21 protein-coding genes and 1 pseudogene are annotated in these 24,427 nt (G+C 73.3%); 9 read left to right on the top strand and 13 right to left on the bottom strand.

What is annotated here, in order from left to right; all coding sequences use genetic code 11:
• The first annotated feature begins 258 nt into the window (after positions 1 to 258).
• From ABD466_RS08625 to ABD466_RS08615, 3 genes are all read left to right on the top strand, one after another.
• Positions 259 to 723: a PPOX class F420-dependent oxidoreductase gene (locus ABD466_RS08625; protein ID WP_344656430.1), complete on the top strand. Its 465-nt coding sequence runs from the start codon at positions 259 to 261 to the stop codon at positions 721 to 723.
• Between the two features lie 173 nt (positions 724 to 896).
• Positions 897 to 1,457: a SigE family RNA polymerase sigma factor gene (locus tag ABD466_RS08620; RefSeq protein WP_344656429.1), complete on the top strand. Its 561-nt coding sequence runs from the start codon at positions 897 to 899 to the stop codon at positions 1,455 to 1,457.
• Positions 1,454 to 2,794, top strand: a complete 1,341-nt coding sequence (locus tag ABD466_RS08615; protein ID WP_344656428.1) for a hypothetical protein — start codon at positions 1,454 to 1,456, stop codon at positions 2,792 to 2,794. The genes ABD466_RS08620 and ABD466_RS08615 overlap by 4 nt, the downstream gene beginning before the upstream one ends.
• 22 nt (positions 2,795 to 2,816) lie before the next feature.
• Here ABD466_RS08615 and ABD466_RS08610 read toward each other — a convergent pair whose 3' ends face one another.
• Positions 2,817 to 3,506 (bottom strand): TetR/AcrR family transcriptional regulator C-terminal domain-containing protein, encoded by a 690-nt coding sequence (locus ABD466_RS08610; RefSeq protein WP_344656427.1) that lies wholly within the window; start codon positions 3,504 to 3,506, stop codon positions 2,817 to 2,819.
• A 91-nt stretch (positions 3,507 to 3,597) separates the two neighbouring features.
• Here ABD466_RS08610 and ABD466_RS08605 point away from each other — a divergent pair, with 91 nt between their 5' ends.
• Positions 3,598 to 4,026 carry an ester cyclase gene (locus ABD466_RS08605; protein ID WP_344656426.1) on the top strand — a complete coding sequence of 143 codons (429 nt, stop codon included), beginning with the start codon at positions 3,598 to 3,600 and terminating at the stop codon, positions 4,024 to 4,026.
• Here ABD466_RS08605 and ABD466_RS08600 read toward each other — a convergent pair.
• Entirely contained in the window at positions 3,993 to 4,349 is a 357-nt protein-coding gene (locus ABD466_RS08600; RefSeq protein WP_344656425.1) for a hypothetical protein, read from the bottom strand. The genes ABD466_RS08605 and ABD466_RS08600 overlap by 34 nt on opposite strands.
• A 549-nt stretch (positions 4,350 to 4,898) precedes the next feature.
• On the opposite strand from ABD466_RS08600, the gene ABD466_RS08595 reads away from it, so the two are divergent.
• From ABD466_RS08595 to ABD466_RS08585, 3 genes are read left to right on the top strand one after another with little or no spacing between them, the layout of a single operon-like run.
• A complete protein-coding gene (locus tag ABD466_RS08595; RefSeq protein WP_344656424.1) occupies positions 4,899 to 5,795 on the top strand; it encodes a helix-turn-helix domain-containing protein in 897 nt (298 codons plus the stop codon).
• A gap of 52 nt (positions 5,796 to 5,847) precedes the next feature.
• Entirely contained in the window at positions 5,848 to 6,666 is an 819-nt protein-coding gene (locus ABD466_RS08590) for an SAM-dependent methyltransferase (protein WP_344656423.1), read from the top strand.
• A 24-nt stretch (positions 6,667 to 6,690) separates the two neighbouring features.
• Positions 6,691 to 7,173: a hypothetical protein gene (locus ABD466_RS08585; RefSeq protein ID WP_344656422.1), complete on the top strand. Its 483-nt coding sequence runs from the start codon at positions 6,691 to 6,693 to the stop codon at positions 7,171 to 7,173.
• Here ABD466_RS08585 and ABD466_RS44390 read toward each other — a convergent pair.
• A pseudogene (locus tag ABD466_RS44390) lies at positions 7,071 to 7,310 on the bottom strand (hypothetical protein); the annotation flags it as partial. The gene ABD466_RS08585 and the pseudogene ABD466_RS44390 overlap by 103 nt on opposite strands.
• A 44-nt stretch (positions 7,311 to 7,354) precedes the next feature.
• Here ABD466_RS44390 and ABD466_RS08580 point away from each other — a divergent pair.
• Positions 7,355 to 7,591 carry a hypothetical protein gene (locus tag ABD466_RS08580; protein WP_344656421.1) on the top strand — a complete coding sequence of 79 codons (237 nt, stop codon included), beginning with the start codon at positions 7,355 to 7,357 and terminating at the stop codon, positions 7,589 to 7,591.
• A gap of 19 nt (positions 7,592 to 7,610) precedes the next feature.
• Here ABD466_RS08580 and ABD466_RS08575 read toward each other — a convergent pair whose 3' ends face one another.
• From ABD466_RS08575 to ABD466_RS08530, 10 genes are read right to left on the bottom strand one after another with little or no spacing between them, the layout of a single operon-like run.
• On the bottom strand, positions 7,611 to 9,224 hold the full coding sequence (locus ABD466_RS08575; protein ID WP_344656420.1) for a TRAFAC clade GTPase domain-containing protein: 1,614 nt from the start codon (positions 9,222 to 9,224) through the stop codon (positions 7,611 to 7,613).
• A gap of 5 nt (positions 9,225 to 9,229) precedes the next feature.
• On the bottom strand, positions 9,230 to 11,632 hold the full coding sequence (locus tag ABD466_RS08570; protein ID WP_344656419.1) for a GTPase-associated protein 1-related protein: 2,403 nt from the start codon (positions 11,630 to 11,632) through the stop codon (positions 9,230 to 9,232).
• A 1-nt stretch (position 11,633) separates the two neighbouring features.
• Entirely contained in the window at positions 11,634 to 12,863 is a 1,230-nt protein-coding gene (locus ABD466_RS08565; RefSeq protein ID WP_344656418.1) for a TRAFAC clade GTPase domain-containing protein, read from the bottom strand.
• Positions 12,860 to 14,599 (bottom strand): Hsp70 family protein, encoded by a 1,740-nt coding sequence (locus tag ABD466_RS08560; protein WP_344656417.1) that lies wholly within the window; start codon positions 14,597 to 14,599, stop codon positions 12,860 to 12,862. Before ABD466_RS08560 ends, ABD466_RS08565 begins: the two co-directional genes overlap by 4 nt.
• A complete protein-coding gene (locus ABD466_RS08555; RefSeq protein WP_344656416.1) occupies positions 14,596 to 16,632 on the bottom strand; it encodes an AAA family ATPase in 2,037 nt (678 codons plus the stop codon). The genes ABD466_RS08560 and ABD466_RS08555 overlap by 4 nt, the downstream gene beginning before the upstream one ends.
• Positions 16,629 to 17,951 carry a coiled-coil domain-containing protein gene (locus tag ABD466_RS08550; protein ID WP_344656415.1) on the bottom strand — a complete coding sequence of 441 codons (1,323 nt, stop codon included), beginning with the start codon at positions 17,949 to 17,951 and terminating at the stop codon, positions 16,629 to 16,631. Before ABD466_RS08550 ends, ABD466_RS08555 begins: the two co-directional genes overlap by 4 nt.
• A gap of 35 nt (positions 17,952 to 17,986) precedes the next feature.
• Positions 17,987 to 19,033, bottom strand: coding sequence for a protein kinase domain-containing protein (locus tag ABD466_RS08545; RefSeq protein ID WP_344656414.1), 1,047 nt, complete (start codon positions 19,031 to 19,033; stop codon positions 17,987 to 17,989).
• Positions 19,034 to 19,035: 2 nt separating this feature from the next.
• Positions 19,036 to 19,821, bottom strand: a complete 786-nt coding sequence (locus tag ABD466_RS08540) for a protein phosphatase 2C domain-containing protein (RefSeq protein ID WP_344656413.1) — start codon at positions 19,819 to 19,821, stop codon at positions 19,036 to 19,038.
• On the bottom strand, positions 19,818 to 20,528 hold the full coding sequence (locus ABD466_RS08535; RefSeq protein ID WP_344656412.1) for a vWA domain-containing protein: 711 nt from the start codon (positions 20,526 to 20,528) through the stop codon (positions 19,818 to 19,820). Before ABD466_RS08535 ends, ABD466_RS08540 begins: the two co-directional genes overlap by 4 nt.
• A complete protein-coding gene (locus ABD466_RS08530) occupies positions 20,525 to 20,782 on the bottom strand; it encodes a hypothetical protein (protein ID WP_344656411.1) in 258 nt (85 codons plus the stop codon). The genes ABD466_RS08535 and ABD466_RS08530 overlap by 4 nt, the downstream gene beginning before the upstream one ends.
• Positions 20,783 to 21,293: 511 nt before the next feature.
• Here ABD466_RS08530 and ABD466_RS08525 point away from each other — a divergent pair.
• A complete protein-coding gene (locus ABD466_RS08525; protein WP_344656410.1) occupies positions 21,294 to 24,407 on the top strand; it encodes an AfsR/SARP family transcriptional regulator in 3,114 nt (1,037 codons plus the stop codon).
• The last annotated feature ends 20 nt before the right edge of the window (positions 24,408 to 24,427 follow it).

The following is a 24,427-nucleotide window of genomic DNA, read 5'->3' as shown; positions in this document are numbered from 1 at the left end:
CACCCAGTGCCACCCTCGCATACCCTGGCAAATCAGGATGCTCCCAGCCTGGCATCGACGGCGGGCGCTCGCCAGGCTTCGTGCGAAGTCCTGCCCGCCGAAACCGATTTCCCCGGGTCGAGCAGTGGTGCGAGTCCTCTGGAAGTCCGGTTCGCGCGGCGCGCCGCCCCGAACTGGCAGCCCCGCCTCGCGGCAGCTCGCACCTCCGCCGCAATGCAGCTTCCCCGCATCTGAAGAGCCCGCGACTAGAGTCGTGGCATGCCTCGCACCATCGCCACCAACACCCCCGTCGACCTCAACGGCCTCCTGGAGTTCGTCCGCCCCAGGCACCGCGCCCTCCTGATCACCCGGCGCACCGACGGGACGCCGCAGGCCTCCCCGCTCACGTGCGGCGTCGACGACTCCGGCCGGCTGGTCATGTCCACCTATCCGGAGCGGGCCAAGACCGCCAACGCCCGCCGGGACAGCTCGGTGAGCGTCGTCATCCTGTCCGACGAGTGGAACGGCCCCTGGGTGCAGATCGACGGGGAGGCGGAAGTCCTGGACGTCCCCGAGTCCGTCGAGCCGCTCGTCGAGTACTACCGCACCATCGCCGGCGAGCACCCCGACTGGGACGAGTACCGCGAGGCGATGGTGAAGCAGGGCAAGTCCCTGATCCGGGTGACGCCGCGTCGCTGGGGCCCGATCGCCACCGGAGGCTTCCCCGCCCGGCTCGCCGACTGAGCGGCTCAGAGGGCTGACACGCTCGGTCGCTCCCCGCGCGCCACACATTCCGGCCCACGGCACGTCCGCGTCAGCCTGGGGGCCGGTGTGCGTCTCCTCGGTCGTCGCGAGGACGCCGCCCCGGCGGCAACTTTCCCCGGCCACGGCGACTGTGTAAGGCCGGGAGGTACCACATGCATGACGAAGACAAGAGCGACTTCGAACAGTTCATGGCGGCACGCTGGCAACCACTGGTCCGCGCCGCCTACGTCCTCACCGGCAACCAGCAGGACGCCGAGGACATCGCCCAGACGGCGCTCACCAACGCCTACAGCGCCTGGCCGAGGATCCGGAAGGCGGACGACGTCACCGTCTACGTCCACAGGATCCTGATCAACGTCTTCCGCACCGCCCGCCGTCGGCGGCGCGTGCTGGAGGTGCTCACGTCCGCGGTCCCCGAACGCCGCAGCACCGCGGCGTCGGCGGCGAGCGAGAGCCTGCACGACCGCGACGAGGTCGCCCAGGCGCTGGCCCAGTTGGCGCCGAGACAGCGCGCCGTGATCGTCCTGCGTTACCTGGAGGACCTGACCGAGGCGCAGACCGCCGCCGTCCTCGGGTGCAGCGTCGGCACCGTCAAGAGCCAGGCGTCCAAAGCTCTCGCCAAACTCCGCACCCTCCACCCGGAGGTCTCGCCGGAGGTCTCGCCGATCCCCGTGCGTCCCCACGCCGAACCCCGAGAGCAGGTGGCCCGATGAACGCGATCCTGGACGAGCACGACCTCCGCGGCGCCGTGGAGCGCATGGCCGCCGGCGCCACGACGCCCCCGCTGCCCGGGACCGCGATCCTCGCCGCCGGGGCACGCCGCCGCACCCGTCGCCGGCTCGGGGCGGTCGGCTCGCTCGCACTGGCGGCCACGCTGGCCGTGTCGGTGTCGTGGTCGGCGTTCTCCGGCGGCTCCTCGCCGGACCCGGCGGGCCCGGGCGCCGCGCCGACGACGACGAACGCGTTCACCGACCAGATCGAGCACACTCTGGAGCAGGTCCTGCCGGGAACGAAGGTCAGCGCGGCGATGTTCACCGACCTGAACCCCGCCGCCCGGCACCAGCGCGACGACGTGTTCCCGCTCCGGATCACGTACCGCGGCCACGTCCTGGACGCCTTCCTGACCCTTCAGGTCTGGGACCACACCCCCGATTACCCGGCCTCCGCGCTGTGCCACGACTCCCTGCCGTGGAACACGACCCGTTCGGACTGTGTGGCGAAGGACCTCGCCGGAGGCGGCATCCTCCATGCCGAACTCGCCAAGGGCCCCGCCGCCTGGACAGCACGCTCCGCCGGCCGCGGGCTGGGAGACAAAACGCTCACGATCATCGACGGCGATGTCTCCCACGGCAGCACCTGGGCCCTGCTCCAGATCCGCGCCGGAGCCCGAGCCAACGACAGCGGCCTGACCCCGGCGAAGGTCAGCGCCGCGATGGAAGACCCGCGGTTCACCGCCTTCCTCAACGACTTCACCGCGCACCCCGAACGCGACCCCTACGGTCCCCTGGCCCGCATCTCGAAGAAGATCGTCACCTCCGGTCCGCTCGGAACGCACACCTGGACGCTGTCTTTCGCCATCATCAGCCAGTACCTGGACAACGACGGCGACCCGAAGGTCAACGACAACTGCGACTACTGGGAGCTCGCCATCGACGGCAAGACGGTCGGCAGCCTGCCCGGCGCGGCCTGCCAGATGGACGGCTCGACGGTCCACAACCCGCCGCCGACCGACGAGGGACAGCCCTTCCCCGCCAACCCGATCCCCGTCACCAAGGATCTGGGCCTGCCCGGGGACGTCGGCGGGACGATCCTCACCAGCACCGTCCCGGCCGGCACGGCGACCGTCGAGGCCACCTTCGACGACCAGTCGGCCCCGCTCACCGGCAAGGTCTTCACCGTCCACGGCGACATCCCCTACTTCGCGCTGGTGAAGCCGGGGGCGCAGCCCGCTTGGAAGAAGGCCAAGGTGCGGTGCCTGGATGCCACGGGCAAGGAAGTGGCCAAGCTGTACTTCGCCACGCCGGCGGCGCTGGACCCGTCGGCCAAGTAGCAGGCCGCCGATCGCGGCCCGGTCACGCCGGGCCGCGATCGGCGAACCCCGTGATCAGGGAGTCCACGGCGAAGGCGAAGCGTTCGTCGTCATCCGTCCCCTGGCCGGTGCGGGCCGCTTCCACCAGCAGCGGATAGCGGTCGGCGTCCAGGCCCGCGACCCACGCGGTGCTGCCCGCGTCGGCTTCCGGCTCCTGGGACGCACCCTGCGCCGCCGTCCGCACCGCCGCGGCCGCGGTCGCGTGGCCGATCACGAAGACCGTCAGGGCATTGACCATGTGCAGCGCGCGACCCAGGGCGAATCCGGCGTCCACCAGCAGACGCAGGTAGTCCTCGGCACGGTCGAGCATGTCCGGAGTGGCCGCCGGCCTGGACGACGCCAGCGGGAGCACGCCGGGGTGGCGGAGCAGGCCCTGATACAGGCCGTGCGCGTAGTCGTGCAGGCTCTCCTGCCACGGGCGCGTGGTGTCGATGTCCGGCGTCGCCAGCGTGAAGGCGCGTTCGAGGATGCCGTCGAGCAGGGCGTCCTTGGTGGGGACGTAGTGGTAGACGGTCATGGCCTCCACCCCCAGTTCGGCACCCAGGCCGCGCATCGTCAGGGCGGCGAGGCCGACGCGGTCCACCAGCGTCAGCGCATGGTCGAGGACCGACTCCCGGCTCAGTCCGGCCTTCTGTCCGGGTCCGCGGGTCCGGGACGTTTTCGCGGCGGGCATCGCGCTCCTCCGGGTTGACATTCTTACGACGTAAGAAGCATAGTGGCCGAGGCCGAATCTTACCGTGTAAGAATCAAGGGGAGGAACCACCGTGAACAAGCAGGTCGTCACCGACTTCGTCGCCGCCCTCAACGGCGGCGCGGACGCCGACTGGTCGCGCTACCTGGCCGCGGACGTCGTCGACCACAACAAGATCATCTTCGGCGAGGACGACGTCCCGGGCGCCGCGATCGAGGGGTTCCGCCAGCAGCTGGCCGCCTTCAGCATCGGCCGGGAGGGCGACGGCTTCCACATCGAGCAGCTGCTGGCCGAGGGCGACGAGGTGATGGCCCGGCTCCGCGTGGCGGGCGTGCACACCGGCTACCACCCGCGCATGCCCGAGCCCACGGGCCGGCACTGCGACGTCGAGCAGATCTGGATCTTCACGGTCCGCGAGGGCCGGATCAGCGAGATCCGCGCCGTCAGCGACCGGCTGGGCATGTTCCTTCAGCTGGGGTGGGAGTGGCCGGCGGTCGACTGACGGCCGGGAGGGGCCTTGTGCAGCTCCTCCTTGAGCGCCCGCACGGCCCGCTTGGAGACCTTGGTCCCCACGAACGCGAGGATCCAGATGAGCGCCAGGGCGAGCCCCATGCCACCCCAGAGGGCGGCCTTGTCCTGCTTGCCGAGCACGAGGGCCACGACGCCCACCGTGAGGCAGGCGATCATGAAGAAGTCGTAGAACGCCCGCACCGTGGTGCTCAGCAGCTTCACGGCGATGTGTTCCTGAGTCGCGATATCCGAGGCCAGGGCCGAGATGTGCTCGATCCTGCGGTGCGGATCGCCGACCACCTTGATGCCCGACATATAACGATTATCCGAAATTGTGAGCGAGTGTGCACCACGGCGGAGGGCAGCCCGGCGTCCGGGCTGCGCCTGGCGGCCGTCTCGGCAGCTCCGGCTGCTTCCGGAGGGTTTCCACAGGCGGGGCTGGATGGTCGTCTGTGAGAGAGACGGAGTGCGAAGTGCCGTCTCCCAGCTTGCCAAGACCCGACTGCACCTCAGCTTTCGAAGTCGCCCGGCCGGCCGATGACGCGCGATCGGCCGAGCAGTGGGCCGTGCCGTGTGGGAGCAGGGGCCCGCGCCGCTTCGCCCCGCCCTCAGGGTGGCCTGGCGCCTCGGCCTCGGTCTGCATCTCGGCCCGAGCCAGTACATACAACACCCGGGCCCGAGCGCGCCTGCATCGGTGTCACCGATCCTGTAAAACAGGCTACTGCGATAGTCCGGACACCCGTCATGTCACGCGCCCATCGCGTAGCGGCTAGCCTTGAGGGGACGCAGCGGGGGACAGCAGAGGCGGCATGGTGCACGACGCCGTTTCCGCCGAGCTGCTTTGGACCATCGTTGGGAGCACGGATGAGCGCGGTACCGGCCGGACCCCCGGCCGAACGGCTTGCAGGGTCCGAGGACAGCGGACCCACCGTCCTGCGGATGGTGCTGGGGGCGCAGCTGCGCCGTCTGCGCGTCGCCGCGGGCGTCACCCGCGGAGCGGCCGGATACGAGATCCGCTGCTCGCACACCAAGATCTCGCGCATGGAGCTGGGACAGGTCAGCTTCAAGAAGCGCGACGTGGCAGACCTGCTGACCCTGTACGGCATCGTCGACGACGGCGAGCGGGAGACGATCCTCTCCTTGGCGGCCCGGGCCAACGAGCGGGGCTGGTGGCACAGCTTCGCGGACCTGATGCCCGGATGGTTCGAGGTCTACGTCGGACTGGAGGAGGCCGCCTCGGTCATCCGCTGCTACGAGGCCCAGTACATCCCCGGCCTCCTCCAGAGCGAGGACTACGCCCGAGCGGTCATCCGCGCCGGCTACCCGCTGGCCGCCCCCGACGAGATCGAGCGACGCGTACGCCTGCGGATGAACCGCACCCGCCTGGTTCACAGCCCCGAGCCGCCCCGGATCTGGGCCGTCATCGACGAGGCCGCCGTACGCCGCCTGCCCGGCGGCCGGGCGGTGATGCGCGCGCAGCTGGAACACCTGCTGACCCTGTGCCGGCTGCCCCACGTCACCGTGCAGATCGTGCCGTTCGACCGCGGCGGCCCGACAGCGGCCGGACCGTTCACCATCCTGCGGTTCGCCGAACCGGCCCTCCCCGACATCGTCTACCTCGAACAACTCACCGGTGCCGCCTACCTGGACAAACGCGAGGACCTGGACGCCTACGCCACCGTCGTGGACCGGCTCTGCGTCCAGGCCCTGACACCGTCGCGGACCATCGGCTTCCTGAAACGCATGATGGAAGGACTCTGATTCCGCCCCACCCCCCGTTCCGCCCACCGCCGTCCCAGGGCAGGATGGCCCCATGACGGACGAAGCCCAGGACGAAGCCCAGGACGAAACGATGCCGCAGATCGACACCGGCGTACCGCACTCGGCCCGGATCTTCAACTACTGGCTGGGCGGCAAGGACAACTACCCCGCCGACCGCGAGGCCGGAGACCGCTTCCGCGAGATCTTCCCGGAGATCGTCGACCTGGCCCGCAGCGGCCGCCAGTTCCTGGTCCGCACCGTCCGCCATCTGACCGCCGAGGCGGGCATCCGCCAGTTCCTGGACATCGGCACCGGCCTGCCCACAGCGAACAACACCCACGAGATCGCGCAGGGCATCGCCCCCGACTCACGCATCGTGTACGTGGACAACGACCCCCTGGTCCTCGCACACGCCCAGGCGCTCCTCGTCGGCACCCCCGAGGGCGCCACCGACTACATCGAGGCAGACCTCGACGATCCCGCCGCGATCCTGTCCCACGCGGCCAAGACGCTGGACCTCCGCCGGCCGGTCGCGATCGTGCTGATGGGCATCCTCGCGCACATCGACGAGCACGAGCGTGCCCTGGCCATCGTCGAGCAGCTGATGAGCGCCGTCCCGTCGGGGAGCTACCTCGTCATCCGCGACGGCACCGACACCAACGCCGCTTACCAGGAGGCCATCAGCCGCTACAACCAGAGCGGTGCGGTCCCGTACAACCTGCGCAGCCCCGAGCAGATCGCGAGTTATTTCAGGGGGCTGGAGCTGGTGGAGCCGGGACTGGTGTCGTGTCCGCTGTGGCGGCCGGATTCGACGGATATCGGGACGCCGGTCGAGCTGGCTGTGTTGGGGGCGATCGGGAGGAAGGTGTAGGTCGGGGCGGAGAACCGCAAGAGGATGAAGTACATCAGCCTGACGGCCGGCGACATGGGCAACGTCATCAGCCCCACCGCATACCTCGACCAGTTGCCGACCCTCGCCGCGTCCCTGCCCGAGGGCGCCCGCGCCTTCGCTACCGACCCCGACCACTACAACTTCGGCAGCAAGCGATGCACGAAGGATCTGACACTCGAACATCTGCGAGGCGGAACCGATGATGCCGATGTCTGGATCGAACTCGGATTCCGGCACAACTGCTGGAAGCATGAGGAAGACCTGACCGTCCGCTACCACGGGATATACCGCTTCGTGCTAGACGTGCCGGGCCAGGAGCCGAACTGGGGGCGGCTCGGCGCCGTGATCCTGGATGAGATTCTGCCCGATACCCACGGATGCACTCACGAAATCGCATGTCTCTCGGGATCGATCACGATGGCGTGCCGGGATCTCACAGCCAGGTGGAGCGAGGCGGAGTGCCCCGACAAGCCAACGATTCGATGAATCGGCAACCGTAGCGCCGGGACTGCCCCCCTCTCATCGAGATAGCGAAACGTCGGCCACGGATGCATCAGGAACTCGTGGTGCGAAATGTTCCACGCGTAGGCGCCAGCCATGCCGAAGACGACACTGTCACCTGCGCAAGGCCGTTCCACTCCACCCCGGCGGTCTTATCAGCCGTCTGATGACGGCGTTGTCTCGGCTGGGGCGGCAGGCCCGAGGCCCTCGCGGGGCCCGGCGGCTGCGGCGCACGCTCCTGGAGGAGCACGCGCTGAGCCCGGACGCGAGGTGCGCGACCTGGAGGCGGCGATCCTGCCGATCTCCGGCACCGCGATCAGCGAACGTCTACAGCCCCGACGCCCCGGACTCCTACCCCTCCTCGACCGACGCCGCGGGCACGAGCTTCGACGAGATCGGCTGAGGGACAGCGGGACAGCGTGTCATGGAGCGCTCGGCTCCGCCCGGGGCCGGGCCGCCGCCAGCTTCCTGAGCTGGCGCGGCAGCCGCGCCTCGCCGAGCAGCCAGGAGCCCAGGGTGCTGATGCTCGAGTCGACGTCCCCGTCGGGCTGGAGCACCGCCGCCGTGAAGGAGAACCGCACCTCCCCGAACTCGTGCTGCATCGACCGGATCAGGTTCCCCAGGCCCAGTTCGTCGCTCAGCCAGCGTTCGCAGGCGTCCGGGTCGGACGCCCGGACCGGCGCCGTGCCGAGGGTTTCGAAGAGGTCGGATTTGCTGACCGCCACGGCCAGGCGGGTGCGCCGTGTCTGGGCCCCCATCTGGATCAGCGTCTGCACCGCTTGGTCGAAGACCAGGCTCGGCGGTTCCTTCGACGCCAGCGACCAGTCGATGCCGTCACGGTGGTCGGGGTCGAGGGTGTCGCGGAACGCCGGGACGGACAGCGGGTCGAGGACGAAGAGCATGGAGCGCGCGTTGCGGAAGTACTCCAGCTCGTCCGTCCGGTCGACCGCCGTGAACCGCTCGCCCGCCGCGTCGAAGAGGTGGATGAGGCGCTCGGCGCGGCCCGAGCCGAGATAGAGGGAGTGAGCCCGCGGCAGTTCCGGGCCGGTGCCGGTGACGTGGCCGGCCTGCCGCAGGATCTCGGTCAGGACCCGGTAGGAGCCGGCCGTGGCGGCGTCGGCGAGGCGGGCCGGGACGCGGTCGCGCTCGGCGCCGCGCATCAGCAGCATCATGATCGCCGCCATCAGCTGGGTCTTCCCCGCGTTCGACGCCCCCAGCAGCGGCACGATCTGCTCGCGGCGGCGGCCGGTCTCGTCGCTCATGGTCCTCCCGCAGTCCGGACAGTGGGCCGGCAGCTGGTGGCTCCCGAGGAGCAGCAGCGTCGGCAGTTTGGCGCCGCACGCGCAGCGGCGGCGGAGCACGCCGTAGCGGCCGGGCCGGACGTCCCGGTGGCGGCGGGCGCAGTGGGGGGCCTCACAGCTGTAGGACGGGTACTCGATCCGGTGATAGCAGTGCGGACATGTCATGCCCCTGATCCCCTTGGCGGCCAGCAGGGCGGTGTCCGTGCCGCGCAGCATCCCGATCGCGGCACGACTCACCAGCTGGGCGAGCAGGATCACGACGCCGTGCAGCACCATGATCGCGGCCAGCAGCGCCCCGGCCGCCACCCCGCCGGCGGCCAGCCCGATCCACAGCGCGATCCCGATCGGCCAGGTGACCAGCGGCGAGAGGTCCGGCGCGGTGAACATGCGGGTGGTGATCGCCGAACCCCAGTCCCGGAACAGCTGGGCGCCGGCCATGGCGCCCTCGGTGACGACGCGCCGCAGGTCGTGGAGCGCGGGTCCGAAGAAGTACTGCCGGTAGGCCGGTTCCGGCTCCTGGTCCGGCGGGTAGCCCCGCGGGTCGCGGGCCGCCGGGTCCGGGTTGGACATACGCCGTAGCAGCACCTGGCCGTGGGCGACGAGCACCCTCCCGACGAACGCGAGCGCCGTGGCCCCGATGAGGAACGGCGCGACCGTGGTGGCGAAGAAGATGACGGCGACGCAGTACAAGGCGATGCCCGCCAGCACGACGACCAAGAAGAACAGGTCTTCCAACGATCTCACCCTCCCCCGCGGTGGACTCTGACGCCGAGCCGGGTCTGCTTGCGGTGTCTGGTCTCGAAGCTCCGGTAGTCGTCGGTGAGCGGCTGCGCCTGGGTGAGGACGAGGGTCCCCAGCAGATCCCATTCGCGTTTCTTCAGGGTTTTGACGATGTCCATGAGCTGGTTGAAGACGTCGGCTCGACGTCCGGAGTCGTACATGGTCGCGTAGCGGATGTAGACGCCCGCGATACGTTTGACGACCGCCGCGCTGCGCTGCGAGGGATCCCGGCTGATCCCCGCGATGACGGCGTCCTCCACGTCCGGGGAGAGCCGGGCCAGGACCCAGGCCACGTCGGTCGCCTCCCAGGGGAGGCGTGCGAGCACCCAGGGCAGGTGCTGTCCGGCCAGCATCGCGACCATCGGGGCGGCGGACTCGGCCTGGTGGACGATCCGCACCAGGTCGTCGAAGGTGCTCGCGGTGCGGCAGGCCTGGTCGAAGGCGAGGGCGGCCTCCATGGGGGCGCGCGGGGTCTTCAGGCGCTGCCCGGCCGGAGACGCCAGGAACCTGCGGGAGATGCCCAGGTACCAGTCGAGGTCGACGGCTTCGGACGCCTGCTCCAGGGCTTTCAGGAACCAGATCGCGACCTCGTCGTCGTCGAGCCGGTCCAGCGGCACGTTCGGGGCGATGGCGCACAGGTCGTCCTTGGACCACAGCAGCGTCTCCGGCCACAGCCGCTTGAGCAGTTCGGCGTCCGGCAGGTCCTGGTGACGCCGGCTCAGCACGTCGAGCAGCACCCGGGCCCGCAGACGGCGATGCCGTCGTCCCCGGCTCAGCAGGTACGCCTCCTGCAGCGGCGGATAGTCCGCGAGCTCGGTGGCGAAGTCCGTCTCCTCCAGGAACCGGCCGAGCGGCCCGTCGAGCAGCCGGTCCGCTTCCCGCGGCTGATCGCCGGCGAGATCCCGCAGCTGCATGACGAAGCCCCGGCGGACGGCCGGCCAGTCCCGCAGCGCGGCACTCAGCAGGTCCGAGGCGGCGCCGACGGTCTTGCGCCCGCCGACGACCTCGGGCACGAGCACGCGCCGGCTCAACCCGTACAGGAACACCAGGTCCAGCTCCTGCTCCAGGCCGGCCCGCTTGGCCCAGCGCAACAGCCGCAGCGCCTCGGCGGCGTTCGCGGTGCCGAGCAGCTCGCGGAGCCGGACCGCGATCCGGCGGCGGATGGTCGAGGACTCGATGCGGACGGCCGGCGAGCCGTCGGGGTCGGTGCCGCGCACGCGGCCCAGTTCGGCGTCGATCTGCTCGAACCGGATCTCGTCGCACAGCGCCGGGTCGCCGCCGCGGCGCGCCACCTCGACGAGGGCCGGGAGCAGCCGGTCCGGGCGGGCCGGCTGGCCGTGCAGGAGCAGGGCGAGTTCGGCCAGCACGGGCGGTTCCAGGTCGGCGCCGGACGCCCAGGTCACCGCGCGGTCCACCTCCGCGGCGGTGAGCTGGATCCGGCCCAGGGCCGCGGCGGCCGCGGCCGGGCCCAACCAGGCGTCGAGGCCGGATGTGCCGGCGGCGGCGAGCGTCGCAGCGGTCTGCCACAGGGCCCGGGCGGAGGCCACCCCGACGCGGACCGCGAGGTCGGCCAGCGGATGGGGCGCGGTGTCGGCGGTGTCCCCGGCCGCCATGTCGAAGAGCACGAAGGAGGCGAAGACGTCGGGCGGCAGCTCCCCGGCGGTCTCCGGGACGGCGCCGATCACGTGGAGCCGGCTGGCCGACGGGTCCGCGCAGTAGGTGGAGAACGCCAGCGCCGCCCCGGCCTGAGGGGGCAACAGGTACGACACGGCCGCGATCCACTGCGCGACGCGGTCGGAGTCGTCGTCGACGAGCAGCACCGGATGCCCGCGGCCCTCCAGGGCGGCGGCCGCGGCGGACAACAGCGCGGCCAGCCGGTCGGCGCGCGGGTGGCCGGCGAGGAAGTCGCGGACCGCGGCCGGGCTCACGACGCCGCGCGGCAGCCGCCCGGCGAGCCGCGGCAGCTCCGTCCCGGCGGCCTGCTCCCGGGCCCACACCGGCGCGCGCCACAGTTCGATCGGCAGCAGCGGGCCCAGCGCCTCGGCGAGGTGCGCCGGGGAGTCGGCGGCGAGGGCGTGGGCGAAGTAGTTGCCGAAGCGCTTGGAGAAGTCCTGGCCGACGTACTGGACGGTGGCCAGAATCGACGGCGTGCCGGGCCGGAAGCACAGGTTCACCGGGCAGCGCTCCAGCTCCTCCGCCTGGGCCGGGAACATCTGCGAGCGCGGCGGTTTGTAAGCGATCTGTGCCAGGACTTCGCGCTGGGTCTCGGCGGAGGCGCCAGGGCTGACCGCGTTGAACTGGTAGCCGGCGAAGCCGCTCAGGCCGCGTTCGCAGGAGGTGTAGTAGAGCTGCTCGAGGGTCACGTCACCCGCGTCCCTCGCGGCCGACGGCGCCGAGCTCGCTCAGCAGCCAGACGAACGGGTCGGCCACGCGGTAGGGCTGGATGCCGGTCTGCGCCACCTCCGCGTCGGAGGTGGGGTTGGCCCCGAGCGCGGACACGCCGAAGTAGCGGTAGCGCCGGTAGTTGTTGGCCATCACCTGGTCGATCTGCACGCCGTCCCAGTCCCGGAGCAGGCCCATCATCTCGGTGTGGACGTCCAGGCTGTCCGCGACGTCGAACCGGGGACCGGCCGGCGGTTCGACGGTCAGCGGGCTGCCGCGCCGCAGCCGGTGCCGGAACGCGTCCAGTTTGGGGAACACCACCGCGACCGGGACGTCGATCAGGCCCCGGTTCAGCAGGCCGGGCTGGGACAGGAGCATGTCGGTGATCCGGGTCAGGACGCCGACCGAGGTGTCGTACCGGGCGCCGACGCCGGGCAGCCGGGTGTCCGGGGCCGCGGACTGCCGGGCGCCGGGCATCTGGAGCGGGTCGAGCAGCAGCAGGACGCCGTCGGCGTTGGCGAGGTAGCGGGTGTTGAGGTCGACGCTCTCCTGCGAGACGAGGTCCTCGCCGGCGGCGTCGAAGAACGACAGCAGCGTGTGCACGGGGGCCTGCCGGATCGGCCCGTTCCGGCGGACGCTGAAGCGGAACACGAGCGGGTCCACGCGGCCGTCGCGGGTGCCGGCCGACGTGGTGGTCGTGGGCAGCCGCCGTTCGGCGTAGAGGCTCTCCTCGTAGTTCAGCCGGAACCGGCTCAGAGTGTGCTCGTCCGCGGCCAGCAGCGAGGCGTCGAGGCGGGCCCCGATGCGGTTCATCACCTCGTGCAGCAGCACCGTCATGTAGACGGTCTTGCCGGAGTCCTTCGACCCGACCATCGCGATCAGCAGGTTGTCGACCAGGCCGAACTGGGTCGGGAGCTGGCTGTGGCAGACCGGACAGACGCGGTAGCGGGTCTCGCTCGCGCAGTCCGGGCAGACCGCGGTGGTCTTGCGGCCGTCGGCGGAGAACACCGGGCCGAGTTCGCGGCGGTTGCCGGTGCGTTCCTCCAGGATGCCGTCGGTCTTGGCGACGCAGCGCCGGCCGGTGCGGCTCATGCGGGTGTTGCAGCGGAACAGGATGTCCCGGATCGGGAACCGTTCGTAGCAGTAGGGACAGGTCAGCGGCTTGGGGGCCAGCGGTGTCCGGGTCAGCTTGCGGAGCAGCGGCATCCTCATCCCACCTTCAACCGGTGCAGCGACTCGGGCAGCAGTTCGACCAGGGAGTCCGCCGGGTCGGCGGGGAAGCACACGAGCCAGGCCGGTCCGCGGAAGCGCGGGACCGGGAACTCGACGGTCAGCGGGGTCCGCTGCGCCAGGCGCGCGCCGGCGATGCGGTGGACGACTTCGCCTTCGTGCGCGCCGCGCGGGAGGTACCGGCCCTCGGACAGGACCACGTCGATGGTCGGGAACGAGCAGTCGGTGTCGGCGGTGAGGGTGACCCGGCCGGTCCGGCGGCGCCCGCGGGTGACGGTGAGGGCGTAGCGGACGGTCGGCGGCAGGGCGGCGAGCGCCACGGACGACGGCGGGCCGGGATCCGGGTGCGCTCCGGGGACCAGGGCCTCGACGGTGAACAGGCTCTCGGTGAGGCCGACGCGGAGCAGGAAGCCTCCTTCGTGCTCGTAGACGCGGCGGCTGCACACCGTCTCGCCGCTCCGGCCGTCGTCGCTGGTCCCGATCCGCCAGCGGACCACGGAGTTCACGCAGTCGGGCGGCCAGATCCAGGTGAGGAGGGCGTGGTCCTCGCGGCGGACGGCGTGCAGCGCGGCGACCGGCTGCGGGCGGGCCGGGCCGGTGTCGGCGGGGGCGGAGGAGGTGGCGCGGGGTGGGACGTGCTCGGTGCGGGGAGGGAGGACGGTCTCGGCGCGCGGCGGCGGTGATGATGATGATGATGCGGGCGGTTCCTCGTACGGAGGCGGGGCCGGGGGCGATGTCCGGCCGATCCGTTGCTCGAACGAGGCGGGCGGCCGCCGGGATGTCGCCGGTTCCGGGTCGTCGACGTCGGCCACAGGACTCTGATACGTGTCCGGCCGCGGGCTCGACGTGGGCGCGCCCGAGGTGTTGACCCGCAGGAACCCGAAGCTCGCGGACCGCGCGGCGCCGTTCGCGACGGCGGTCTCGGGTTCGGCGCGGCGTACCGGGACGCCGAGCGCCTCCTCGAGCCGCACGGCCACGTCTTCGGTCGCGCCGTCGCCGGCGAGCAGGACGGCGTCGAGGTCGTCGAGGTCCGGTCCGCCGATCGCGGCACCGGCGGCGCGGACCGCGGCGACGAGGTCCTCGGCGAGGTGCGGCACCGGCACGAGGTCCACCAGGTACTCCCGGACCAGCAGGGCGCTGATTTCCCGGCCGCCCGCGCCGACGTCGCAGACCACGAGGTTCTGGTTGACGCCTTCGCCGACCGCGCCGTAGTGCAGGCAGACGGCGACCGGGGCGAGCACGGTGCCCTTCACCGCCAGGCCGGCCTCCTCCGCGGCCCGGCGCTGGGCGGCGCCCGGCCCGACCCCGAAGCCGGTCGGTGTCGCGAGGACGACGTCGCGCACCTGGCCCGCGGTGGCGGCGCGGGCTCGGGTCGCGAGTTCGGCCAGGACCAGGGCGGCCACGGACTCCGGTGAGTAGGTGCGCTCGAAGGCTCGCACATCGGCGTCGGCGGCCTCGGCGGAGCGGACCAGCAGATCGCGCACCGAGGGCACGAAGACCTGCGCCGCGTCGGCGGCCCCGGCCGGCCCGGCCGGCGAGGCCGGCCCGGCCGGCGGACGCAGAGCGTCCTCCCCCACCAGGGTCTCGTCCGGCCCGGCGAAGCGGACCGCCGCCGGGACCGCGACCGACCCCGCGGTCCCCGTCGCGGCGCCGGGGCCGCCCGCGGGCCAGGCGAGGCGCGCGGCGCTCCGCCCGAGGTCGATGCCGAACACTGTCATGGACCGCTCCCCGTCGTCATGTTCCGGATCTCGAACACGCCGTCCGGCGTGATGCCGACCCGCAGCCGGCTCCCCGGTTCCGGGTCCGCCCGGAGGAAGTACTCGACCAGGGCGATGCGCAGCGCCTCCAGCTCGTTCCGGATCTGCCGGCCGCCGTAGCGGGCGTTCTCCGGCATCCGCATCCGGGCCAGGATCCAGTCGCCGATCGCGGCCCGGTCCAGGTCCAGGACGGCCTTGCGGCGTTCCAGCACCGACTCGGCGATCTGGTCCAGCAGGCGGTCGGCGATGCCCGCGACGTGCCGGGACCGCAGCAGGTCGAACACCACGACGCCGGGCTTGAGCCGCCCGTAGATCTCCGGCCGCCGCAGGTTCTGGAACGCGTTCTCGACCTCCCGGGTGAAGTGCTCCCGCACCTCGCGGTAGGGCAGGTCGTCGGCGGTGGTCGTGATCAGGTCCCACATGGCGTCGGCGCCGGTGTTGGAGGTGAAGATGATCAGCGACTGGGAGAAGTGGGCGGTCTGGCCCCGGCCGTCGGTGAGCCGGCCGTCCTCCAGGATCTGCAGGAACTTGTCCAGGACGACCGGGTGCGCCTTCTCGATCTCGTCGAACAGCAGGACGCTGAACGGCCGCGCCTGCACCCGCCGGGTGAGCTCGCCGCCCTGCTCGTAGCCGACGTAGCCGGGCGGCGCGCCGGCCAGCCGCTCGGCCGCGTGCTCCTCGCGGTACTCGCTCATGTCGAAGCGGGCGAACGCCGCCTCGTCGCCGAACAGCAGCCGGGTGACCGCCTTGGCCAGCTCGGTCTTGCCGACCCCGGTCGGGCCGACGAAGAAGAACACGCCGCGCGGCCGCGCCGTGCCGGAGGCGCCGAAGTCCAGGCCCAGATACGCGATCTTGAGCGCTTCGGCGACCGCGTCGACGGCCGTCTCCTGGCCGATCACCTGGGCGCCGAGCAGTTCGGCGCTGTGCACGATGGTGTCCCGGTCCAGCCGCTCCCACGGGTTGGTGCGGACGTTGAACCGGAGCGCGTCCAGCAGCTGCGCGGGCCGGTCGGCCGGGATGCCGCGCAGCACCGAGGTGCGGACCAGGGCGTCGAGCTCCCAGCCGGCCAGCCCGTCGGTGGCCCGCACCAGCGGTTCCAGATCGTCGCCGGGACCGGCGCCGTGGATCCCGGGCCGCAGCTGGTCCAGCCACCAGCGCCGCTCACCCTGGTCCGGGCGGTTGACCTGGAGGGTGACGACCCGCGGGTCCTCGGCGTGCAGCCAGTGCGGCAGCCGGGCCAGACTCCCGGTCACCGCCAGCACGGCGTTGCGCCGGTGCGGCTCCTCCTCGGCCGGCGCGGCCGGGACGGCGGCGCCGGTCATCGCGGCGCGCAGCCGCAGGTAGCCGTCGGCGCTGGCCGGGTCGGAGACCGGGAGCGCCACGTCGAGGTCCTGGAACACGAACGCGGTGGCGGCCAGCGGACTGGCCGCGACGCGGCGCGCCATGTCGAGCACTTCGGTGACGTCGGTGGGCAGCGCGGCGCGGGGGCCGTGCGCCCTGAGCACGCCGCGGGCGGCACGCGCCGAGGCCGCCCGGCGTGAGCCGGGACGGGCAGGCTGCTCGGGATCGCCGGGATCACCGGTACCGCCCGGATCACCGGGATCACCGGGATGCCCGGGGCCGCGGTCCGGGCCGGCCGGGGCGAGCGTGTCCGCGTCGGCCCGGCCGAGGGCGAGCAGGAGGTCGGCGAAACGCTCGGCGTGGTGGGGGAAGGGGAAGGTGACCCCGTCGAGCGGATCCCACCACAGGACGATCTCGGCGCCGGTGGTGGCCAGATAGTCGGCCACCACTTCCTGGAATCCCGCGGGCCGGCCCCAGAGCCAGAAGCGGTCGTTGACTTCGCCGTGCAGGATGACTTGGCGGCCGCGCCGCAGTTCCCAGCCCAGGACCACGGCCCAGACCGGAAGACTCCCGTTGGCCGGCGCGGGCGCGGGCGCGGGGTCGGTCGGTGGACGCGGCCTGTCGAGCGGCGGACCGGGGAGCGGCTCGGTCACCGGCGGCGCTCCCGCCGGTGGGCCTCGGACCGGTCGGCGCCCTGGTCTATCGGCTTGGCCCGCTCCCGCCCCTCCGGGCCGGGGTCCCGCGGCTTGGGCTGCCCGGACCAGAACAACGGACCGGCCCGGTATTCCTCCGGCAGATCGCCGTGCACGCGGCCGAGCAGGGCCGCGGTCTCGTCGCAGACGCGGTCGGCGGCGACGGTGATCTCGGCGTCCTCGGCCACGTCGGGTTCGCCGGTGATGCTGTAGGTCAGGACGGCGCCCTCGCCGCCGGGACCGCTGTCCTCGATCCGGGTCCGGTACACCGCGCCGTTGGGACGCTGGAAGTTCATCGTCAGGGTGCTGCCGTGGTCCTCGCCCTTTATGTACAGCAGCCCCTGGCGGGCCATCGCCGTCTTGAGGACGTCCGCCAGGGCGACGCGCTGCTCGGCCGCCACCGCCAGTTCGTCCAGGCGGGCCTCGGCCTCGGCGGTCCGGCGCTCGGCGTGGTCCAGCAGCGGAGCGGCGCTGCCCGCCGGTCCGGTGCGCACCGCTTCCCGCGCTGCCGCGAGCGCGGTGCGCAAGGGTTCGCCGAGGTCGTCCGCGGCGAACCCGGCGGCGTCGGACACCGCTGTTTCGACGCGCTCGGTGAGCACGGCGAGCCGGGCCTCGGCCTCGGCCCGCTCCCGCTGTTCGGTGCGCTGCCGCTCGACGGCCTCCGCGGCGGTGTGCACCGCGCGGTTCACGGCGGCCTCGGCCGTGCCGCGCCGGACGTCGAACGCGAAGCCGTCGGTGTCGGACACCGTCTCCTGGAGCCGGTCGAGCTCCTCACGGGCCTTGCCGATGTGCTTGCCGGCTTCGGCTTCGGCGTCGGCGTCGGCGTTCGCGACGGCGCCGTCCAGCGCCGCCCGGAGCGTGCGGACCACCTCGGAGCGCATCGCCACGCCGGCCGCGACGGCCATCTGGACGCGCAGCCCGGCGAGGTCACCGCGCACCTGATGGGCGGCGCGGACGATCTCGCTCTGCTCGGCGAGGGTGGAGGTGCCGACGGCAGCCGTCAGGGTGCTGATGCGCTCTTCGAGGGTGCGCAGGCGGGTGTCGAAGCCCGCGCCGGCGTTCCGGCGGAGTTCGGCGGCCAGGTCCCGGGCCGGTCCGAGCGCGGCTCGGGTGCTCTCGCGGCCGGCGGCGGTCAGCCGCTCGACGCGGTCCCGCTCGCGGGCCTGCCGGCGTTGTTCCTGCTCGCGGCGGGCCTGCTCCCGCCGCTCGCGGGCGCGCGCCGCCCGTTGGACGGCGAGCGCGTTGTAGGCGATGACGCTGTACTTCGGGGATCCGCTCAAGGTCCGCCCCTCCCCATTCCCGTGGCACGTCGGCGCTAGCGGTGTCCCTCCGGCGGCGGGAAGCAGTCGACGCCGACCGCCCGCAGATCGCACCAGGGGCACCAAGGCGTTTCCGCCGGATAGCAGTGACTACTGACGGACAAGCACTGTCTGACCATGCGGGACGCGGAGCACGCGGACAGTACGGCGTCCCACTCCTGCGCCGACGGACGCGAGCGCGGGGCGGCGCCGCCGGGTCCGAAGCACCGTTTGAGAAGGGCGCGGACCGGCCGGGGTAGGACCGCGACCGGCGGTGTGCCGGCCGGCATCCGCACCGCCGCCGGGGCGAGCAGACGGGTGCGGCCCAGCACGGCGTTCCCGTCCAGTCCCCGGTACTCCCCGTCCGGCGCGACTCCGGCGAACGGATGCACGCCGCACATCAGGAGTCGGTGGATCAGGATGCCGAGGGCGAAGCGGTCGGTGTTCTCGTCCGGCGGGAGGTCCGGGTCGGCGACCAGTTCCGGGGCGGTGTAGCCGGGAGTGCGCACGCGGCAGGCGAAGAAGGCCTCGCCGTCGGTGAACTGGAACGAGTCGACGTCGCTCACGGCGACGCGGCCGCCGGCGTCGAGCCACAGGTTCCCGGCGGTCAGGTCGCCGATGACGTAGTGCTCGGCGTGCAGGTCGGCGACCAGCCGGCTCAGTTCGCGGGCGGCGGCCAGACCGAGGGCCCAGGACGCGGCGGGGAACACGGCGCGGCGCCGCTGCGGGGCGAAGAACACGTCGAAGGGTACGTACCAGTGGTGCAGGTCGGCCATCAGGAAGCCGGTCGCGCTGCCGCTGCGCGTGGCGATGCGGGCCAGAGGCCAGGCGGTGCGCGGCGGTTCGGCTCCGTCGCCGAGCAGCCGCACGGTGCGCGGGGCGCGGCCCTGGCGGACCATGCGGTCGAGTTTGTGCGCGATCGACGCCGGGTCGCCGGCGCCGACGACGAGCTTGGCGAGCAGCGGGGAGCCCTGGACCCGGTACACGCCGCCCTGGGCGCCCGCGCCGACGCGGTCGGTCAGGGTCAGGCTGCCGCCGTCGGCCGTGACGGCTTCGATCGGCACGGTCAGGGTCCCGCGGTCAGCGCGCAGAGCACGGTGAGGTCGTCGGCGGACCGTTCGGCCGAGCCGGCGCGCAGCAGGTCGGCCAGCGCCGCGGAGCCGCCTCCGTCCCGGATCCCGCGCGCCACTTCGGCGAAGAACGCCGGGGCGGGCTGCGGGCCGGCCGCGTCGGGCAGCCCGAGGCCGTCGGGCCGTTCCAGGGCCAGCGGGGCGCAGCCGTCCGTGGCCAGCAGGATCCCGGACAGCTCCGGATCCCACAGGGCGAAGGCCCGGATCTCGGAGCGGGCGGCGGTCGGCAGCGCGGCCGGGTTTCCGGGCGGCAGCACCAGATGCCAGGTCCCGCCGCCGGAATCCGCTCCCGGTGCGGTGGTCCGCACGGCCGCGAAGCAGTCGCCGACCGCGACGAAGCCGGCCCAGGGGCCCCGGACGACCGCCGCCGCCAACGCGGTCGCCAGCTCGCGGCCGTCCTCGTCCGGTCCCAGGGCTCGGACACAGCGGCGGAACTCGTCGGCCACGGCGGTGGCCGCCGCGCGCGCCCAGTCCCGCCAGACGGCCGCCGGTCCTGCCGGATCCGGCGCGTCGCGGGCCAGGATCCGGCACGCGACGTCGACGGCGAGCCGCGAGCCGAGTGCGCTGCGGTCCCGCGATCCGACCCCGTCGGCGACCGCGAGCACGAGGACGTCCTGCTCCGGCACCGATCGCGCGAGGAACGCGTCCTGGGTCTCCCGGCCGCGCGCCGCGTGGGAGGAGCCGGTCTGGGTCCAGCCGGCCACCGACGGCCGGCCGCTCACATCCCCTGCTCCAGTCTCCTGATCTCCTGCAGGCGGCGGATCCGCTCGTAGTCGGCGTCGGGGTCGCCGCCGGCCCCGGAGGTCTCGACGCTGGCCGTGATGATCTCCACGACCCGGCCGATGTCGAAGTCGTCGACCTCGTAGTGCGCCGCGGGCGCCAGCGTCGCGAGCAGCCCCATGTCGGCGCCGCCCACGCCGACCGCGACGAACCGGCTGCCGCGCGCCGCGGCCGCGCGCAGCGCCGTGGCCGCGGCCGCGCAGCCCCGGTGGTCCTGCGGCGCGCCGTCCTCGTCGGTGGGGGCGCCGTCGGTGATCAGGCAGACGACCGGAGGGCGGCAGGGGACGTGCCGGTGCAGCTGACCGCTGCGATAGGCGGCGCCGAGTTCGAGCGCGTGCCGGATCGCGGGCAGCATCACGGAGTGCCCGCCCGCGGCCAGCGGCGGCACCCGGACCTCGCCGACCGGCCGGAAACCGCCGTCCAGGTCCTCGACCCGCGAGGAGAACCGGACCATCGCGACGTCGACCCGCGCCGCGTGGGCGGGATTGCGGTGCAGACCGGCCAGCAGCTCGGCCAGGGCGGCGCCGAGCTGGTCGATGCGCGGCCGCCCCGCCGGGCGCCCCATCGAGGCCGAGGTGTCGAGCACGAGCACCAGCGGGATGCGCTCCTGGTACCCGTGGCGCGCGAAGACCGAGGGATCGGCGGTCACGGGCCCACCGGCGAGGCCACCAGGCGGTGCGCGTCGTGCCGAAGGCGCACGGCGTCTCCGGGCAGCAGCGGCCCGGCCGGATCGGGGAAAGCCCGGACGGCCAGCCCGTCGGCCAGGACGAACAGCGCCGGCGACGGCACGGTGAGCACGACGGCCGGCAGCCCGTCGACCGCCGCCCGGACCGCCGGCGGCCGGGGCCGGCGGCGGTGGCGTCGCAGGATATTGAGAACGTGACCCGGTATCACGGCCCGCACGGTACCCCCTCGGCTCCGGCCCTCGGCGCGACGACGGCGCCCTCCGCGCAGAAGCTGACGGACAGTGCCGGTCACCCGCACTTCCCGGCCCTTCGTCGAAGGCCGCGAACAAGTCATTGACATCAAGGCCGAGAAAGCGCGGAAACAAATGCTCTCCGTCACCGTGTGATATCTTTCTGTCGCAGACCGTTCCGCAGGTCGCCCCGGGAAACCGAGCAGTAATAACAGGGCTCGTGTATACCCTTCCGGGCCGCTTCCCAATCCTCGGCGAAGTACCTGTTGAATCAGTTTTCTTCGTCCTGACTCTTTATTGCCGCCCGACGGTACGATCCGAATAATGAGACGCCTGACATGCCACCGAAGGGCGGGAGACGGGCTGCTCACGAGCGCCCGTGCGGGTCCTGAACCATACCAGGGCCCGAGCCGTGCCAGAGGTGCCGGGACCGCGGGCGATGCTCCTCGTCGTGCGCGGGTCCGCCATGAGCATTGGCATTCTGGGGAGGATGCTGCGTTGTTGGAGATTCTCCTGCTCGGGCCGGTGGAGGCCTGGGCCGGCGCCGTCCGGGTACCGCTGGCCCCGCTGGAGCGGGATCTGCTGGCACTCCTGGCCCTGCAGCCGGGGACGGTGTCGTCCACCGACCGGATCATCGACGGGCTCTGGGGCGAGCGGCCGCCGGCCGCGCCGCGCTCCCGGGTCCAGGGCCTGGTCTCCGGGCTGCGCCGCAAGGTCGGCGCGGCCCTCGTCACGCGCCAGCCGGGCTACCTGCTCGACGTGCCGTCCGAGGCCGTCGACAGCGGACGCTGCGAGGCGCTGGCCCGGCAGGTCCGGGCCGCGCGGACACCGGCCGAGAAGGCCAAGATCGCCCGGCTGGCGCTCGGGCTGTGGCGCGGCGAGGCGCTGGACGGGGCCTGCGCGCCGGGCGCCGACCCGGACCGGGCCCGGCTGGCCGAGCTGCGCGTCGGGCTGATGGAGCAGTGCTTCGAGGCGGAACTGGCGCTGGGCCAGCACGCCGAGGTGGTCGGCGAGCTGGCCTCCGCGGTGTCGGCGTACCCGCTGCGCGAGCGGCTGGTCCTGCTGTCGATGACCGCGCTCTACAAGTGCAGCCGGCAGGCCGACGCGGTCCGCACCTACGTCGCGCTGCAGGAGCGGCTGGAGGAGGAGCTGGGCGCCGAGCCCTGCCCCGAGGTCCGCGAACTCCGGGCCCTGATCCTGCGCGGCGAGCCGCTGCCGGACGAGACGCCGCCGGCGCGGCCGGACGGCGCGTCGGGGACGGCGCCGGCCGGCGCCGTCGTGCCGCGGCCCCGGACCGCGTCGTCGCAACGGCCGGCCGTCGAACAGCCCGCCGTCGGGATCAGGACCCTGAAGACCGGCGGCCGGCCCGCGGCCACGGCCCACAAGGCGGCCGCACCGAAGCCGCCCGCCACACCGCGACCGGCCGCCACCCCGCAGGCGCGAAGATCCAGACGCCCCGCTCCGACGGAACCGGTGTCCGACGACGACGGAGCCGCGACCGGCGCCACCCCCCAGCCCGCGCCCTCTTCGCTGACGGCCCCACCGCCAGCGCAGATGCCCGCCAGCTCGGGGCACTTCCTCGGCCGGGACAGCGACCTGGCCGCGCTGACCGCCGCCCTGCCCGGACCCCGCGACGAGCCGCGGGTGCTGGTCGTGTCCGGCGCCGGCGGGCTGGGCAAGACCGCGCTGGTCGTCCGCTGGGCGCACGCGGTGGCCGACCGGTTCCCGGACGGCCAGATCTTCGTCGGGCTGCGCCCGGCGCGCGCCAGCGGACCGCCGCAGGCCGGCACGGCGCTCGGCGCGGTGCTGCTGGCCCTCGGGGTGAGCGCGGACAAGCTCCCGGTCAGCACCGAGGAGCGGGCCGCGCTGTACCGGACCATGGTCCACCGCCGCCGGGTGCTGGTGGTCGCGGACGACGTGCAGGCGGTCGGGCAGCTGCTGCCGCTGGTGCCGCCGACGCCGGGCAGTCTGATCGTGGCCACCAGCCGCAGCCGGCTGACCGCGCTGTCGATCCATCACGCCGTCCGGACCCTGACGATCGAACCGCTGGGCCCGGACCCGTCGCTGGAGCTGCTGAGCGCGATCGTCGGCGCCGAGCGGCTGCGCGGCGAGGGCGTCGCGGAGCTGGTCGAGCTGTGCGGCGGCTGGCCGCTGGCGCTGCGGATCGCCGGCGCGACGCTGGCCGCGCGGGCCGGGCAGTCGCCGGCGTCGTTCGCCGAGGAGCTGCGCGAGCGGATCGACACGCTGACGGTGGCCGGGGACCCGCGCACCGTGCGCGCGGCGCTGGCCGAGGCCCGCGACGGGCTGGAGCCGGCGGCCGCGCGGCTGTTCGCCCAGCTCGGCGTGCTGCCCGGCGACTCGGTGTGCCTGCAGCTCGCGGCCGCCGCCGCCGGGGTCTCGGTGCTGCGCGCGCGCCGGCTCCTGGACGAGCTGATCTCGGCGAACCTGGTCGTGGAGACCGGCCCGGACCGCTACCGGCTGCACGACATGGTGCTGCGGTACGCGCGTCACTGCGGCGCCGAGCTGCCGGACCGGGACGTGGTCGAGGAACGCGTGGCGCGGTGGTACGTGCGGGTCTTCGAGGCGTGTTCCCGGCAGACGGCCCCGGACGGCGACACCGGGGACCGGGACGGCGGGACGGGGCCGGCCTGGCTGCGCGATCCCGGCCGGGAGCTTCCGGCCGGAGGACCGCGGGCCCTGAACACCGCGGGCCCGGCCGAGTGGCTGCCGTTCGCCGGCGAGGACGCGGACCTGTTCCTGGACTTCGAGCGCGGGAACGTGGCCCCGGTGGCCCGCTGGCTGGCCGGGCGCGGTGACGACGAGCTGACGTGGCGGTTCATCGCCCACGCCTACGCGGCCGACCCGGCCGTCCCGGCCGAGGTGTGCCGGCTCGGCCTGGCCGCGGCGACCCGGCTCGACGACCCGCGCGCGCTCGGCGCCGCCCACGCCCAGCTCGGCGTGGCCTTGCTGGCCGATCCGGCGCTGGCGCCGGAGGCGGACTGGCACCTGACCGTGGCCGTGGAACAGCTGGAGTCGGACGCGAGCCGGCTGCACCGCGCCGCCTCCTTCGCCCTGGGCCGCCTGCGGGCCCGCCAGCGGCGTCCGCACGAGGCGCGGGCGGCGATGGAGCACACGCTGGGCTGTCTGGATCCGGGCCGGGAACCGCTGTCCTACGCGATCACGCTGGTCGGGTACGCCGAGGTCCTGGCGGGCTCCGGACACGTGCGCAAGGGTCAGGAGCGGTTCGCCCAGGCCCTGATATTGGGCGCGGCGGCGGTCGGCGGCCGCTTCGAGCGGTCCGGCGCGGCCGCCCACTCCCGGGAGGGCGAGGAGTTCCTCGGCTATCTGGCGCGCCGGCTGGACGCCCCACGGGTCGCCGCGCCGGACCGCGCGCTGGCCCGCGCGCTGGTCGCGATCAGCGAGGCCCTGCCGCCTCCCCCGCGGCCCGACCGGCGGGAGGACGCGGCCCCGGTCGGCGCCGCGGTACCGGGCGGTGCCGGCCATCCGCTCGACCCCGCTGAGCTGAGCGTTCCGAAACCGATGATCGTCCCGGTCCCGCCGGAGCACCGCGCGCCGCCGCTGCCGTCACCCTCGGTGCCGTGGGTGCTGTGAGCACGACCGCGGCGCCGGGA

Origin of the sequence: Catenulispora subtropica (genome assembly GCF_039531675.1) — a bacterium.
Lineage (GTDB): Bacteria > Actinomycetota > Actinomycetes > Streptomycetales > Catenulisporaceae > Catenulispora > Catenulispora subtropica.
The sequence above is the reverse complement of the archived record's forward strand: the minus strand, read 5'-3'. Positions and strand labels throughout refer to the sequence as shown.

Bases quoted from the DNA above. Each gene is read 5' to 3' on its own strand.
- ABD466_RS08600 (WP_344656425.1), bottom strand. From the start codon at position 4,349: ATGTCGGGCATCAAGGTGGTCGGCGATCCGCACCGCAGGATCGAGCAC.
- ABD466_RS08580 (WP_344656421.1), top strand. From the start codon at position 7,355: ATGACGGCGTTGTCTCGGCTGGGGCGGCAGGCCCGAGGCCCTCGCGGG.
- ABD466_RS08615 (WP_344656428.1), top strand. From the start codon at position 1,454: ATGAACGCGATCCTGGACGAGCACGACCTCCGCGGCGCCGTGGAGCGC.
- ABD466_RS08590 (WP_344656423.1), top strand. From the start codon at position 5,848: ATGACGGACGAAGCCCAGGACGAAGCCCAGGACGAAACGATGCCGCAG.
- ABD466_RS08595 (WP_344656424.1), top strand. From the start codon at position 4,899: ATGAGCGCGGTACCGGCCGGACCCCCGGCCGAACGGCTTGCAGGGTCC.
- ABD466_RS08585 (WP_344656422.1), top strand. From the start codon at position 6,691: ATGAAGTACATCAGCCTGACGGCCGGCGACATGGGCAACGTCATCAGC.
- ABD466_RS08610 (WP_344656427.1), bottom strand. From the start codon at position 3,506: ATGCCCGCCGCGAAAACGTCCCGGACCCGCGGACCCGGACAGAAGGCC.
- ABD466_RS08625 (WP_344656430.1), top strand. From the start codon at position 259: ATGCCTCGCACCATCGCCACCAACACCCCCGTCGACCTCAACGGCCTC.
- ABD466_RS08560 (WP_344656417.1), bottom strand. From the start codon at position 14,599: ATGACAGTGTTCGGCATCGACCTCGGGCGGAGCGCCGCGCGCCTCGCC.
- ABD466_RS08620 (WP_344656429.1), top strand. From the start codon at position 897: ATGCATGACGAAGACAAGAGCGACTTCGAACAGTTCATGGCGGCACGC.
- ABD466_RS08565 (WP_344656418.1), bottom strand. From the start codon at position 12,863: ATGAGGATGCCGCTGCTCCGCAAGCTGACCCGGACACCGCTGGCCCCC.